Raw genomic sequence first — 17,713 nt, forward strand, 5'->3', positions numbered from 1 at the left:
GTTTATCCCTCCACTATTTGTCGCTTCCAAATACTGATCGTATGGTTGGGTTTCTCTTCACGGTAGACGTCAAATCGGTTTAACGTCGGAGGTGCAATCGAATGTCGTTTGTTCGGACGTGAGACTGCCTCCTCCCAGGACTGTAAAACGACGTTGGCGTTGGTTCCCCCATCTGCAAAACAATTAATCGCAGCTATTCTGGGTGAATCGTTCCATTCAGAAAGCTGTCGCTGAAAATAAAACGGCGTTGACTCCATAGGGAAATGGGTCATCGGCTCTTGCCCTGACAGGAACGGAACCAATTGTTGGTGTTTGAGCATCAGCACGACTTTTATCAAGCTGGCAATCCCTTCTGCACATAATGGATGACCGATATTTGGCTTGATCGATCCTAATCCGCAAGCCTCCGTATGAGATGAGCGATAGACAGACTGAATGGCTTTAAGTTCAAGTAAATCGGTAACCTCTGAACCTGATCCATTCGCTTCGATATAACTGATTTGTTCCGGCTTCACGCCAGCTTTAGCCAGTGCCGACTGCATCACCTCTTTTTGGGCTTGCAAATTCGGGGTAGCAGGACCTGCTGTTCGTCCATCATTGTTGACCGCTACTCCCTTGATGATGGCATGTATTTCATCCCCATCAGCTAGTGCTTGCTCCACGGTCTTCAATAGAACCATTCCTACGCCTTCTCCCAAAACGAGTCCGCCCGCACGTCTATCAAAAATATGGAAGGCTGGCTCCTCGCTTAAAATTCCTCTTTGGTGGAACATCCGATGCGCTTCATCACCGTTTAATACGTTCACCCCGCCGACGATAGCAGCCTTAATCTCTCCACTTCGAAGGGAATGTATCGCCATATTCATCCCGACCAGCGCTGAAGAGCATGCCGTATCGATGACCATACTGGGACCTCTAAGGTCGAAGTATTGGGAAATATTCGTAGCCAAATAGTTTTGTCCCACGGTCATAATCGGGTTTTGTGTTTGATGCAGACGATCTTCGCTTGGGCGATGATTACTTCTTGCCCCGATGTAGACGCCTACCGATTTTCCCTTGATGTCCTTCGGTGTATATCCAGCCTGATGCCAAAGGTGAAGACTTTCCTCCAATACCAATAACGCTTGCGGGTCCATCGCCTTCGCATCTTCTTTTGCAATCAGGAAGTAAGAAGGATCAAACGCAGTAATATCGTCCAGAAGTCCTGCGTGATAGGGATTTTCATAACCCCAGCGTTCCTTGGGTACAGCACCAATGGCTGAACGGCCCTCCGCTAACAACTTCCAATATTCTTCCACGTTACGAGCTCCCGGAAAACGGCAAGAGAGCCCCACTACCGCAATGTCTGCCGGATTTTGAATTGCCTCCCGATATTGCGCAGCCTGACTACTCGCCATTTGGCTTTTCACAGTCTCCCGACGGATGGGCTGACTCTTCGGATCGCCGTTCATTTCAGGAGATGTCAGCTTCAGATCATCAGTGATGGAATCACCGTGATTGCTGGACAGCCATTCTGCAAGAGTTTCGATGGTGGGATATTCATATAGAATCGCCGGGTCCAAATCCTTGCCCAACCATTTACTGATCTCGTTCATGACTTGAGCCAGTAACACCGAATCGATCCCATAGTCCGGAAACTCTTTGTCTATCTCCAATCTGGCAGGATCTATTTTCAGCTCCTTCGCAAACAGCTCAATCAAACTTGTTTGCGCTGTCTTCACACGATCCACTAAGCTTTTCGTTGGCTTGCCTGCTGGTGGACGACGAGACGACAGGTTCGCTGCAGAAGCTTCTTGCTTTTTGTGTTGCATCAGCTGATGGGGTTCCCACAGTTCTTGGTTAATGGCTGCCGGGAAAACTACAGGACCCATTTTCTCCAAAAGAATATGATCCAGTAATCGCAGTCCTTGCTCGTCAGTGATGTGTACGAGTCCTGTTTGTTGATAGGCTTTGGTCGTAACTGCACCAATTCCTGTTTCCTTCCAACTCGGCCACTGAATGCTGACGATCGGGCAAGAATCCGCATGTGCGTAAGCAAAATAATCCATATAGGCATTGGCTAACGCGTAATCACTCTGTCCCGCTGCCAAGGATGGAATGACTGCCGAAGCAGATGAAAAGAGAACGAAGAACTGTAAAGGCTCGTCCTTGCAAATTTGGTAGAGCGTATGCAGCCCAGCCACTTTCGGTTGTAATACCTGCTGAATTCCAGCCGTCGTTTTTCGAATAAACGCAGGATTTTGATCATCGCTAAAACCTGCGCAATGAATCACCCCGCCAATAGGACCCATCGTCTGTTTGATCTCGTGTACATACTGTTTCCAAGCCTCTTCATCAGTTAAGGATACAGATAAGACTTGAACCTGTGCGCCTTGCGCTTCCAAAGCTTGTACCGCCTGAATTTTCTTTGCTACGGAAGTGCTTTGGCGTTGATAATCTCCCCATTGCTCGCGCGGCGGCAGGCTTTCTCTCCCTGTGAGCACCAGTTTTTTGACACCATAACGCTCTACAAAATGCTTGGCACATAAATACCCAAGCCCTCGTGTACCGCCTGTAATCAATAGAACATGGTTCTCAGGGAATACAAGCGCTGGCTCCTGACTGTCAGCTACCATCTCTTCCTGAAGATAAGCGCTATAACGCTCACCTGATCGATAGCAAACCTCTGCTTCCTGATCATCCATGAAAAACTCTGCTGCAATCTGTTGCGCAAGTTCTTCTCCATCAGCCAATGGATCAAGATCCACATGACGTGATTGCAGATGCTTATATTCACTTTGCAGCATCCGGTACAAGCCAACACGTGAGGCACCCGCCAAATGGACAGCGTCATTCTGGAAGGCCTCCAAGCCTTTTGTCACACCCAATAGCTTTATGCCTTCTTTATGACCATTCTCAATGAGCTGTTGCAGCCATGGAATCCAAGCCAGCGAATCGGTCTGCTGATGTCCACAACCGACCAAATCTACGATACCATCATAGTTTTTCCACTCCGTCTCATCCTGATGGAGTCGTGATTCAAGCTCGTTGTGCTCTAAGATTTCACTCTTTGCGAAATAGTTGGACAGTTGAATCGCCAAATGCTTCGTTTCATCCGTTGTGAAAATACCGATCGTTCGATGAGCTACCTTGGCTGGCATCGCTGGGCAAGCCTTCCATTGCTTTTTCAAAATGCGCATGTCTGGCTGAACCGGAATCTGCTCATAGGTGAATCGGGATGCTGCACCTGTAAATGACGTATGTCCACCAGGAACCCAATAAGCTTCTCTGCTAAATGGATAGGTTGGAAGACTGATCCGTCGAGGCTTTCTCTCCCCATACAAGCTGCTCCAGTCAATGTTTAGCCCTTTCACCCAAGCATCCAGCAATTTTCCGTATTTGCCTTTGTTCATCCAGGAATTAATCATTTGCGGCATATCATCATCAGCTGCAAAGATTGCCAAGGTCTCTTTATGACGTTTTACCTGTCCGTGATACAGGTCCTCAATGTCCCTCTGTCTACCTATGAATTGCTTTAATTTCTCTTCAAGTTCCATCATCGAGCCCGCGATCACAGCCAAACGTTCTTCCATCGCTTCTCGTCCCACTTGCAGGGTATACGCCATTTGAGCTAAATCCGCATCGGATAATCCCTGTTCTGAAATGGCTCCGAGCAGTCGTTGTACCTGTTGTTGAAGCTGCTCTTCATTTTTAGCCGATAAGAGAATCAACACAGGATTTTGCGGACTTGCCATTACAGTAGGCTGCTCTTGCGTTTTTGGAATGTATTCTTCAATCACGACATGGGCATTCGATCCACCCGCACCAAAGCTACTCACACCGGCACGGCGTGGAACTTCCCGTCCGTCAATGACAGGGCGTTTCCACTCTGCCAGCTCTTGCTGAACAACAAACGGCGTCACGCTGAAATCTATATTCGGATTGAGTACTTCAGCATGCAGGGATGGGGCTAATTGTCCATGCTTGAGCTGCAATAAAACCTTCGTCACCCCAGCAATACCCGCTGCACTCTCACAATGCCCGATGTTTGATTTCGCCGATCCAATGGCACAAAACTGTTTGTCATTTGTATACGCTTGGAAAGCCTTCGTTAAGCCCGTGATTTCAATGGGATCGCCTAAAGAGGTCCCCGTACCGTGTGCTTCCAGATAGCTGATCGTCCGTGGATCGATTCCGGCTTTTTGGAAAGCACGTCCAATAACCCGAGCTTGGGCATTCGGGCTAGGCACATTGTATCCATTGGTTTTTCCTCCATGGTTAACCGCTGTTCCTTTTATCACACCATAAATTTGATCTCCATCGGCAATCGCTTTCGCCAGAGGTTTGAGCAGGACTGCTCCCACCCCCTCGCCAGGTACATACCCGTCGCCGCCAATGCCAAAGCTTTCGCATCGTCCCTTGCTGGATGCGAATTTGCCTTGTCCAAGCATCAAGTATTTATTAGGGTGAATCGAAACGTTGACACCGCCTGCAATCGCTGCTTCACATTCCCCTTGCTGTAGACTTTGGCAAGCCAAATGAATGGTTGTCAGGGAAGAGGAACACATCGTATCGACCGCCATGCTAGGTCCATGGAAGTTGCAGAAATAAGAAACGCGATTCGCAATCGAGGCTGGACTTCCTGCCAGCGCCATCGGTCTACCGAGCATTGTTTCCTGTGCTCCATAGAGCTGGTATTCCTCGTACATGACTCCGACATAAACCCCGACATTACCGCCTAGGCCCATGCCAGGTGTTGAACCGAGAGATTCACGAGTATACCCGGCATCCTCTAACGTTTCATAGACGCATTCCAAGAACAAGCGCTCTTGCGGGTCCATGATTTCAGCCTCTCTTGGTGTGATATTGAAAAATAAAGGGTCAAATTGATCCACACCGTCCAGGAAGCCCCCCCACTTGCTGTAGGTTTTTCCTTGTTTTTTCTTATCTGCATCAAAGAATAGGCTGTGATCCCAACGCCCTTCGGGAATTTCTGTGACACAATCCTTGCCATCACGCAGGTTACGCCAGAACTCAATCATGGTTCTCGCTTTCGGATAACGACCGGAGACCCCGATAATCGCAATGTCTAAGGCGTCGTTTGCTGGTTTGGTTTCACTCATCGTTTCCTTCAACGCATTGCCTCTGCTCCTGCGGTTATGGATGATCGGTTTTGCCGTTGCAGCAACCATCGTCGGTGCAGCACTCGATTTTTTAACAGGGGATACCGTTGGTGCTTCTTTTTCATCCATACCCAGGATACTCATCATCTGATCCTGATGCGCTGCCAGGAAGTATTTCGCAATTTCTTCGATGGTTTGATATTCAAAAAATAACGTTTTCGACAACGAACCAAACGTTTTTTCTAATTCATTTGTTAATTGCATGACCATAATCGAGTCAATTCCGTACTTTTCCAACAAAGCGTCTGCTTCGATGCGGTCTATCGGCAGCTTGATCACGGAAGAGACCAGCTTTTTGAAATAATAGATGGCTTTTTCCTTTGGCAAATGATGACTCGTTGGTTGTACGACGGGAGAAGCTTTGACTTCTTGTTCTGTTGTCTTCGGTCTTCCCACCACTGCTGCGTGGAGGCGTTGTAGATCTCCTTCCATTACCATCACCTGATCTTTTCGAGAAGCTACGGCTTCATAAAAAGCACGAATACCCGTCGCAGTCTGTAAAGCAATCATTCCAACCCTTTGCTTCACCATCTCCTCAACTGCTTCATCTACTTGCATCCCGCCCTCTTTCCAGAGCGGCCAGTTGATGGAGACTGTTTGACCCTGACGTTGCTTTGCCCGCACCCGTTCATTCCGATCTTTCGCATAGCCATCCATAAAGGCATTCGCGCAAGCATAGTCTGCCTGACCACTATTTCCTATGCTTCCTGCTATCGAAGAAAAGAGGACGAAGAAATCGAGAGGCTGATCTTTACTCGCCTCATCTAGATTCGTAAGACCCGCAACTTTTGGCGCTACCACTTGGTTCCATTCTTCTGTCGTTTTCTTGAGAATGAAGTTATCTCGCACGACACCCGCACTATGGATAATGCCGTGAAGCCCTCCGAATTCCTGGTGAATGCTTTGGATGAGTTGGTTGACTTCCTGCTTGTCCGTCACATCAACTTGACGGTAGACAACCCTTGCCCCTGACCTTTGCAAATCATGAAGCATCGCTTGCTTATCTTCACGCAATGGTGAACGACCTGTGAGAATTAAGGTTGCCTGTTTCGCTTGACTCGCGATTTCCCTTGCAAAAATCAACCCTAAACCGCCTGCCCCACCCGTAATCAGATAGGTTCCTTGCTCTCTCCACGGAATAGTGACCTCATCCTGCAATGGCTTGGTTTCGCACCAGCCCAGTACATAACGATTACCAGCTTGATAGCGAATTCGGTCATCCATAGGCTGGCAGGCATTCTCTTGCAGCTTGTTTACGATTTCTTCTGCATGTTCACCTGGGTTTAATTCAATGAATTGACCGATGACATTTGGGTTCTCCTGCTGGGCTGTTTTCAGCAAGCCAGAAAGTCCGCTTACGAATGATTGCTCCGCTTTGTCGGGAACGACGACCTGCACTAATACTTTGCCATGTATCTTTTGTTGAAAGATGCTTTGAATTTCCAAAAATACTCGGGAAGCATAGGCCTCGAATCTGTCCGCAATGCCACCCTGTTGGGATTGCAAAGAAATCAGGTGCGCTTCGTTCATCTGTGCTGAAATACTTGCAAGCGACGATTCAAAGCCTTCCGCCATCATCACGATATGCTGTGCATAGACAGGAGTCACCGTTTTTTGGACAGCTGCTTGCTCTTTCCAGCAAGGATGAACCATCAACATTCCTTGTGCCTCAGTTGTTTCGAAGTCTACCGCTTTACCGTCCAGCTTACGAGACGAAAATCGCTTCATTCTGACGCAAACGTTCCCTTGCTCGTCACATAAGTCAATATCCAGCTTCTGTACATGATCAGTTGCTTTGCTGCCATCACTGTAGCGAATATACGCCCACATCTGCGGCGTGCATGGACTGAAGATTTCCAGCTCATCCAGCGCAAAAGGCAAGATTGGTTTGAGCGAATCAGGCTGGTAATCGAAGCTCCTGTCATCAGCCCCCATAAACAAACCAATCGCCGCCTGTAAAGCAGAATCCATCATACTGGGGTGCAGCACAAACTGTTCTTCTGTCCCCAAAACAGTGAAAGGTAGGGACAGCTTTGCCAACACCTGCTCCATGCCCTTATGCACTTGCTCGATTCCTTGCAGCGCAGGACCATACTGGATTCCCATTCTTTTATAACCGTCATAGCATTGGCTGCCGCTCAAGATACCATGGTCGCACGCGGCTTGTAACGCAGCGAGATCAAGCGTCGGCGTCTCGGCAACCGTATGGAATCCAGCACTTCCTTGACTGTGCACAATCTCTTCTGCTTCATTTCCTGCATGCTCACTGTAAATTCGATAGCCAATCTCCCCACTATCCTCGAGCTGAAGACCAATGTGAACGTCGACTGGCTGATCATCGACAGCAATTGGCTTAGCCCACACAATATTTGTGAGCTTCAAGCTATTCTGTCCCGCTTTCAAGGCTCCCGCTGACTGATCGATTGCCTCGCGTGCCATTTCAAGATAGGCAACACCCGGTAAGAGCTGCTGACCATTCACAACATGATCTGCCAAGAAAAATTCCTGTCCACGGAAGGTGGAGCTATACCGCTGTTCCAACAATTCAGACGTATTTTTCTGGAGCAATGGGTGAAGGAAGAGCGACCCTTCTGATGCCGCTGCCACTTCGCGCGCAAATTGCGTATCCATCTGAGGAATCCAATAACGTTCTCTTGCAAACGGATACGTAGGCAGGCTCATGCGCCGAGGCTTCTTCTCACCGTAGAGCTTGTCCCAATCAACCACGCCTCCATTTACCCATAGATCAAGCAGCTTGGTGTATTTTCTTTTGCTGATCCAAGCATCGATGGCCTGTTTCAAATCTTCATCCGCTTCAAACACGGCGATTTTCTTTTTGTTTCCTTTCACCTGTCCACGGAATACATCTGTAATACTTTCCTGTCCATCTACAAATTGCGTCAGCTTTTCCTGAAGCTCTTGAATGGAGCTGGCCATCACACCCAGTCGCTCTTCCATGGCTTCTCGCCCAATTTGAAGCGTGTAAGCAATATCTGCTAAGTCCATGTCAGAAATGGTCCGATCCTTGATCACCGCTAACAATCGCTGTGCCTGTTCGTGGAGCTGGCTTTCATTCTTCGCTGACAGGAGAATGATCGCTGGATTTACGTGACTTACTTGGATAGCTGGACGTTTCTCATCGTCTGGAATGTACTCTTCCAAAACGATATGAGCATTCGAGCCACCCGCACCAAAGCTACTCACACCGGAGCGTCTTGGAATTTCCTGACCGTCAATGACAGGACGTTTCCACTCCGCCAGCTCTTGCTGGACGACAAACGGAGTCGTGCTAAAATCAATATTCGGGTTTAGCACCTCCGCATGCAAGGATGGTGCTAGCTGTCCGTGTTTGAGCTGTAACAGGATTTTCGTAAGCCCAGCAATTCCCGCTGCGCTCTCACAATGCCCGATATTGGATTTCGCTGATCCGATGGAGCAAAACTGCTTGTCAGTTGTGTACGCCTGGAAGGCTTTGGTCAACCCTGCGATCTCTATCGGATCTCCTAAAGAAGTACCTGTTCCGTGGGCTTCCAAATAACTAATCGTCCGCGGATCAATTCCTGCCTCCTTCAAGGCACGCCCAATTACGCTCGCTTGTGCATTCGGGTTCGGTACGGTATAGCCATTTGTTTTGCCACCATGGTTAATAGCGCTTCCTTTAATCACACCGTAAATTTGATCTCCATCGGCGATTGCTTTCGCCAGAGGTTTAAGCAGCACCGCGCCGACACCCTCTCCGGGCACATAGCCGTCGCCGCCAAGCCCAAAGCTTTCGCATCGTCCCTTGCTGGAAGCAAATTTTCCCTGTCCGAGCATCAAATATTTATTCGGGTGAATGGAAACATTGACACCACCCGCAATCGCAACCTCGCATTCACCGCGCAGCAAGCTTTGGCAGGCAAAATGGATGCCCGTTAGCGAGGAGGAACACATGGTATCAACAGCTACGCTAGGACCATGGAAATCAAAGAAATAAGAAACACGGTTCGCTACTGATGAGAAGCTTCCGCCAAGGGCCATTGGTCTGCCCATCATGGTTTCTTGTGCACCATACAGTTGATACTCTTCATACATGATGCCCACATAAACACCGACATTTCCGCCAAGTCTGAAGCCTTGGGACGATCCGAGAGATTCGCGGGTATAACCTGCATCCTCTAAGGTTTCATACACACACTCTAGAAATAAACGTTCCTGCGGGTCCATGATTTCTGCTTCCAGAGGAGAAATGTTGAAGAACAGCGGATCGAATTGATCCACACCGTCTATGAAACCGCCCCATTTGCTGTAGGTTTTCCCCCGTTTGTTCTTATCCTCATCAAAATACAGACTGTGGTTCCAGCGCTCTTTGGGGATCTCCGTAATGCAATCCTTGCCATCCCGCAAATTGTTCCAAAACTCTTGGATATTCCGCGCTTTCGGATAACGTCCAGAAACCCCAATGATCGCAATGTCCAAAGCTCCTGCTCCTTTGGCTGGTTGGGTTTCCTTCTGAGTCGAAATGAACCGCGAGCCTTTGCGACTGCTTCTGCGATGGCTATTCATTGGCCTTTTCGACGTGTTCTCATCTGTTGACACGGATGCTGTTTCTCGGGTAACAACCGTTTCCTGCTGTTCCGTAAGACCCAAGACTTCAATGATTTTGTCTCGATAGGAATCCAGGAAATATCCAATCAATTCTTGAATCGTTTGATACTCAAAAAATAAGGTTTTCGGCAGTGAGCCAAAGCTTTTCTCTAATTGGTTGGTTAATTTCATGGATAGAATCGAATCAATTCCGTATGTCTCCATCGCGGCATCTTCTTCAATTCGATTCACAGGCAGTTGCAGAACCTCGGCAAATTCCTTTTTCACAAAATAAGTTGCTTTTTCGTGGAGAACATTATTTTCCACACTGGTTGTCGCTTGTTTTTCATTTTGCGCTACCTTGGTTGGTGTGATCGATGCCACTGGTTGCACCTGTTTGACCAGCTTGTCTTCAAATTCTTCCAGTAGATAGGATGCAAGCTGCTGAAGCGTCGGACACTCCACGAAAACAGTCGGAGTCAGTCCGATGTGATATTGCTGATTGAGCTTGTTGGCGAATTCAGTTAGTAGAACCTGATTAAATCCGAGTTCAGACAGCTCCACTCTGACATCAATGTCCGTGGTAGGAACCTGAAGCAGCTCCGACACGGTATGCATTAAGGCAAGTTCCACTTTTTGCAACAGGCTGCTGGTATCCACTGTTACCGAATGCTTGGATTGAAAATTGTTGACTTGCGTTTGCAAAAACAGTGTTTGCTTGAGCTTGGCCAGATCACCTTCCAGCACCATGACCTGTGCTTTTCCAGAGGCTAAGCCTTGGTACATCGCTGCAATCCCCGTCGCAGTCTGCATAGCGACTACTCCTCTGCTATGCTCCAACATGTCACCGGCCTCTGCGTCAGCCTGCATTCCGCCCTCTTTCCACAATGGCCAATTCATGGACAATGTCTGTCCGTGACGTTGCTGTAACGCAACCAATTCATTGCGATAGTGAGCAAATCCGTCCATAAAGGCGTTGGCGCACGCATAGTCTGCTTGTCCGATATTCCCCAAGCTGCCAGCCACCGAGGAAAACAGCACCAGGAAATCCAGTTCTACATCTTTAGTGGCCTCATCTAGATTGATGAGACCCGTAACCTTCGGACCCTGAACCGTTTGAACTTCCTCTCTGGTTTTCTTGAGGATATAGCTGTCACGAAGCACGCCAGCACTATGAATAATGCCATGAAGACGCCCATAGTCCTGCTGAATCGTGCGGATCAATTCTGTCATTTCCTGTTTCTGTGTCACATCAACTTGGCGGTATTCAACTGTTGCACCATTTCTTTCCAAGTTATGGAGTTTACCTTGCTTCTCCTGATCCAATGGGGAGCGTCCTGTCAGAATCAGGTTCGCCTTTTGAACCTTCTGTACAATTTCGTTGGCAAAAATATAACCCAGTCCACCTGCCCCGCCCGTGATAAGATAAACCCCACCGTCTTTCCACGGAATGCTCGTTTCTTGTGGAGCATCGAGTTCTACCCACTCAGCCACATATCTCTTTCCAGATCGATATCGAATCTGAACATCCAATGGGCAGCGTGCATTTTCATTTATTTTTTCAGCAATCTCGAATTCGTCGTCGCCCGATTCTATCTCGATTACCTGTCCAACCAGGTTGGGATTCTCCAATTTTGCCGTTTTCAGCAAACCAGAGAAAGCGGTGAAAGACAGCTGTTCTGCTCGCAAGGGAACGACAATCTGAAATAATACCTTACCGCGTACTTTTTGCTTGAAAACCCCTTGAATTTCCTCCAGTATCTGCGATGTATAATCGATGAAACGCTCGGCAATGCCTTCTTGTGCGGATTGCAAAGGAAGGCAGCGGACTCCATTCAGGTAGGCTTGGAGATTGTCCCAAGAAACTCGATCCGATTCGACCATCATCACGATCCGCTGTGTATAGTCAGACGCTTCGGCGTTGCTCACAACCGCTTGTTCCTTCCACTCAGGATGAACCAGCAGTGTTCCGAGCTTCCCTTTGGAATCCATCGCCTCTACTTCACCTTCCAGCACTCGTGCCGAGAAGCCCTGCATACGCACGCAAACCGTTCCTTGGTCGTCACACAAATCAATATCTACTTTCTGTACCTTATCTCCCGTCCTATTGCCGTCAGCCTGTCGAATCCATACCCACATCTGGGAGGAAGTCTGACTAAAAATGCTCAACTTCTCCAGTGCAAAAGGCAGTATTGGCTTCAGAATTGCTGTATCGCCTGTGCCAAGCAATAAACCGATAGAGGATTGTAATGCCGAATCCAGCATGCTCGGATGCAAGACGAATTCTCCTTGCGTCTCGGCAACTTTGGAAGGCATGGCTAGCTTGGCCAATACTTGTCCTTCTCCCACGTACACTTGCTCAATTCCTTGCTGGGCTGGCCCATAAGCAAGTCCCATTGTTTGAAAGGCTTCATAGCACTCACTGGCCTGAAGCGTGCGATAGCTGCATTGGGCTTTGAGCGCAGCGAGACTATGCGTGGGTGCATCAGTGATCCCTGCAAACACCACACTCCCTTGACTGTGTACCACCGATTCGGCCTCTACTTGCGGTTCGCTGTAAATTTCATAACGAAGGTCGCCGTTATCCTCAGGATAAATCCCGATGTGTACCTGAACAGGCTTGTCTTCCACCACTATCGGTTGCGCCCATACAACATTTTTCAGCTCCATCGTGAATTGCTCGTCTTCCAACGCTCCCGCTGCTAGATCCGCAGCTGCTCGAGCCATCTCCAGATAAGCAACCCCAGGCAGAATTCTCTTTCCTTTTACAACATGATCCGATAAAAAGAATTCCTGACCATCAAAAGTAGAGCTGAATCTTTGCTCACGGAGATCCGAAGTATTTTGATGCAGCAAAGGATGCAGGGAAGCAGTCAGACCAGACGTACCTTTTGTGTGAGTTAACGGCTGTGTCTTCGGTTTGGGCAGCCAGTAATGCTCTCTGGCAAAAGGATACGCAGGCAAGCTGATCCGACGAGGCTTTTTGTCGTCATAAAGCTTATTCCAGTCCATATTCAAGCCCTTCACCCAGAAATCGAGAAGCTTGGCGAATTTTTTGCGTTTCATCCATTTTTCAATCGCTTCTTGTAACTCTTCATCGCCTGCAAAGATGTCTGCTGTTTCCCTGCTGCGCTTTACCTGACCGCGATAGAGGTCGGCAATGCTGTCCTCGCCTGCAAGAAAGCTTCGCAACTTCTCTACCAGTTCTGAAAGCGAGCTCGCCATCAGGGCCAGGCGTTCTTCCATTGCCTCGCGTCCCACTTGGAGCGTATACGCAATATCCGCCAAGTCCACATCTGTAAAGGATTGCTCCTCAATCGAAGCTAACAGTCTCTTCACTTGTTCGATGAGACGCTCCTTATTCTTTGCCGACAGGACGATGATCGCCGGATTTTGCGGGCTGACTGTGATTGACGGGCGTTCCTTGACCGCAGGAATGTATTCCTCAATCACAACATGTGCATTGGACCCTCCTGCACCAAAAGAAGAAATCCCGGCAATTCTCGGGAATTCTCTCCTTTCGCCATTTATTTCAATAAGTGGTCGTTTCCATTCAGCCAAGTCCTGCTGAACGACAAAAGGCGTTTTCGAAAACGGAATATTCGGATTCAGCTCTTTCGCATGCAGACTTGGGACAAGCTGTTGATACTTCATTTGCAGCAATATTTTTGCCACTCCTGCTATTCCAGCCGCCGCTTCCAAGTGACCAATATTGGATTTCACAGAACCAATCGCACAAAATCCCGTATCCTGCGTATCCTTGCGGAAGGCTTGGATGAGCCCCGAAATTTCAATCGGATCGCCAAGCTCCGTGCCTGTTCCATGCGCTTCGATATAGCTTACGGTCTTGGCATGAACGCCTGCCTTATCCAGTGCCTGACGAATCAATTCTCCTTGAGCAGTTGGATTCGGTACTGTATAGCCATTCGTTTTTCCGCCGTGATTCACGCTGGTTCCACGAATCAATCCATAGATATGGTCGCCATCCGCTATTGCCTTCGACAGTGGTTTGAGCAGCACTGTACCTACGCCTTCTCCCGGTACAAAACCGTTTCCGCCTTGCCCAAAGCTTTTGCATTGTCCATCCACGGACAGCATATGCAGTGCTGACAAGAAGACATAGCTGGAAGGGTGCAGATACAGGTTGACTCCGCCGGCAATCGCCAGTTCACAATCCCCGTTATACAAATGCTCGCACGCTTCATGAATCGCAGTGAGCGAAGCGGAGCACATCGTATCAATCGGCATACTCGGACCTTGGAGGTTGAGGAAATAGGAAACACGATTCGTCAGTGAGCTAAACGAGGTGTGCGGGTAAATCAATTCACCCTGCTTCCATAAATCAGGTCCATACAAGCTGAACCCTGTTTTGGTGATCCCTCCAAACACTCCGACCCGTCGATTGTACTTTTCGGCAAGCTGTTGTCTCGTATAACCCGCATCCTCCAGCACTTCCCAGCACGATTCCATAAACAAACGTTCCTGCGGATCAAAATGCATCGCTTCCCACGGTGACATATTGAAAAAGAGCGGGTCAAAGTCAGCGAATCCGTCTACAAAGCCGCCCCATTTTCCATAGCTTTTTCCTTCTGCCACTGCCTTGTCTGGATCAGGCTCGAAAAAGCCATCCAGTGACCAGCGTTCTTCCGGAATTTCCGTAATGCAATTCTTTCCGGACTTCAGATTCTCCCAATACTCGTTTAGCGATCGTGCTTTTGGATAACGACCGCTCATGCCGATAATGGCAATCGGCTCCCGCGCTATCTGCTTTTCTGATTGCACGGCTACACTGCGAGTCGGTTCATGGCTGGCTGTATCACGTTCGTTTTGCACCTGTGGTGTTGGAGTTCCACGATTGATCGCACCCTGACGATCTAGCCCCGTCCACTTCATGCATTCTGGCATGTGATCAGCGACGAGATAATCTGCAAGGGTGTCAAGCGTCTGACATTCATACAGGATGGTCTTGGACAATTCGCTAAAGACATCCCCTAGCTTTTTATTCAGCTGGATCACCATAATCGAATCGATTCCGTATGTTTCGAACGGTTCATCGACAGCGATTTTACCTGCTCCAAGCCTCGTCTCTTGACCGAACATCATTTTTAGCTGATAGAGCGTTTTCTCTTTTAACACGCCTGTATCGACTAATAGATTCGCATCCTGCATCGGTGTGGAATCGAGCTGCGACACGGCAGGAGTACCTAGCAACTGTTCCTTGAGTGTTGGCAGATGGCCTTCGATAACCAGCATCTGCTCAGAGCCGGAAGCCACCCCTTGATACAGCGCCTGTATCCCGCTTGCAGTCGGCATCGCTACCATGCCTCTAGTCTCCATGATCTTCTCTGTCGCTTCATCCACACGCATACCGCCATCTCTCCACAGCGGCCAATTGATAGCGAGTGTTTGGCCTTGACGCTCACCTGCTTTCACCAAACCACTACGATACTTGGCGTATTGATCCATAAAGGCATTGGCAGTAGCATAATCGGCTTGCCCTGCATTCCCGAAGCAGCCCACGCCAGAAGAGAAGAAAATAAAGAAATCAAGCGCCATATCCTTGCTTGCCTCATCAAGATGCACCAGTCCAGAAACTTTCGGCGCCAGCACTTGCGCCACTTCATCCACTGTTTTTCTAATGATGAAACTATCGCGGATGACTCCCGCACTATGAATGATGCCTGTGAGGCTACCAAACTCTTGCTTGATGCCTTGGAATAAATCTTCTACCGCTTGCTTTTGTGTGATGTCAACTTGACGATATAGAATATTGGCTCCCAGTGCTTTCAACTCGCTGTATGTGGCTGTCTTTTCTTTTTCCAAGGAAGAACGACCCGTGATAATCACTGTCGCTCCCTTCGTTTGCTGAGCGATTTCCTTGGCAAAAATCAAGCCTAATCCGCCTGCACCGCCCGTAATCAGATAAACGCCATCATCTTTCCATACATGCTCCGCTTGCCCGGAAGCTTTCATTTCTGTCCAGCCGCTCACCCATCGCTTGCCATCCTGATATCGAATGTGCTTGCTTTTCTCATCGGTGCTGTTTTGTTGGAGCTTATGGACCAATTCCGCTGGTTTGTCCTCTGCTTGCACTTCAATGAGCTGTCCAACCAGCTTGGGATTCTCCAAGTGAGCGGTTTTCAGCAAACCAGAGAGGGCGGAGAAGCATTGTTGCTCCTCTTTGGCAGGCACAACAAGCTGAAGCAGGACTTTTCCCTTTGGTTTATTGGCAAGGATTCGCTGGATTTCCGTGAATGCCTGGACGGTGTAGGCTTGGAACCGTTCCGCGATACTTTCCTGCTGCGATTGTGGTTGTAAGACCAGGCAGCGCACTCCGTTCATTTCGGATTGGATACGCTCTTGGAATTCCTCTGCCCATTCACAAAGGATCACGAGATGCTCTGCAAAGGCAGGTGAGCCAGCTTTTTGGGTGATCTCCTGTTCGTTCCAGCACGGTTGGAGTAGCAGCGTTTCTGGCGTTGTTGAAGAGATTGGCGTAATCTGTACAGAAGCCGCTACCGACTCCTTGTACACATTCTCAGGAACCCCATAGGACTCCTCAGCAAAAGGATAGGTAGGCAGGCTGATGCGACGCGGTTTTACATCGCTGTACTGGACTTCCCACTCGATATCCAGACCCTTGCTCCACAGCTCGGCTGCTTTTTCTCCATTGCCTTCTGCAAACAGCTTGGTAAATAACTCACGATTAGACCCATTCTTTTTCAATAGGGAGACTTCGTGGCTTGCTTGCCTTGTATTCCCTTTAAAGCTACCCGCTGTTTGTTTCGCTCCCCTCAAAAAGTCACGCAGCTTTTGAATGAGTTCCGCTGTATCTTTGACAATAAAAATAGCCCTGCTCTCCATCGCTTCTCTTCCTACTTTGAGAGTGTAGGCCAAATCTGCTAGATGGACTCGTTCCTGATTAACTTTAAGGAAATCAACGAGTTGCTGGGCGTACGCTAGAACACGATCATCGTTTTTGGCTGATAACGGCACGAAATAAACGCGATTGTCGCTATCAACGCTTACGCTAACATGCTTAGATTCTGCCCCAACCTTCCATTGTTCAAAAATCGCATGAGCATTCGTCCCACCAAGGCCAAATGAACTTAACGCCGCTCTGTGGGGAACAGGCGCATCCTCCCATTTTTTGAGCGTATCAACGACATAAAACGGTGATTGATCCAAATTGATATTTGGATTCGGCTTTTCATAGTTTAACGACGGAGGAATTTCATTATGGTATAAGCTCAACGCTACTTTAATGCAGCCTGCTAACCCTGCGGCTGTATCGAGATGTCCAATATTGGTTTTCACCGATCCAAGTCCGCAGTACTGTTTATTGGATGTGTATTGTGTATAGACTTCATTGAGCGCCGCGAATTCTATCGGATCTCCTAAATAAGTACCCGTTCCATGCGCCTCGATATAGCTAATCGTTTCAGGATGAACCTTGGTGTCCTCTAGTACTTGCTGAATCACCTCAGCCTGACCTTTTATACTAGGCGCATAAAATCCGACCTTATCTGCCCCGTCATTGTTGATGCGAATTCCTCTCATGAGGGCATAAATATGATCGCCGTCCTTGATCGCATCGGAAGCTTTTTTGAGGACAACCACGCCGACTCCCTCTCCACCGATCATACCGTCTGCTGATGCGTCGAATGTCTTGCAGTGACCATCACTGGAAAAGTTCAATCCAGCTTGATAGACATACCCTGTATAAGTCGTAGGGAAAATAGTTGCGCCGCCTACCAAAGCCACTTTTGATTCCCCCGATTGCAGGCTGCGATAAGCCAAATGCAAGCCAACCAATGAGGAAGAACAATTGGAATGGACGGCAAAGCTCGGTCCCTTCAGCCCCATTTTATGAGAAATCATCGTGGGAATCGTTCCACCTTGCGCCAAAACCCACGAGACATATTCATTGGGGTCTTTCATGACATTCGGTGATTCCTTGGTGAAATGCGGCAAGAGCGCTTGAT

At 48.5% G+C, this 17,713-nt stretch carries 1 protein-coding gene (running past one end of the window); it reads right to left on the reverse strand.

Annotation, left to right across the window (positions count from 1 at the left end):
• Positions 1–2: 2 nt before the first annotated feature.
• Positions 3–17,713, reverse strand: partial view of an amino acid adenylation domain-containing protein gene (locus tag ACUUHJ_RS20900; RefSeq protein ID WP_472299796.1) — the 3' portion only. The gene runs 3,733 nt beyond the window's last position; only the last 17,711 of its 21,444 coding nucleotides appear in the window; the start codon falls outside the window, past its right edge; its stop codon occupies positions 3–5.

This window comes from Brevibacillus schisleri, assembly GCF_055685845.1.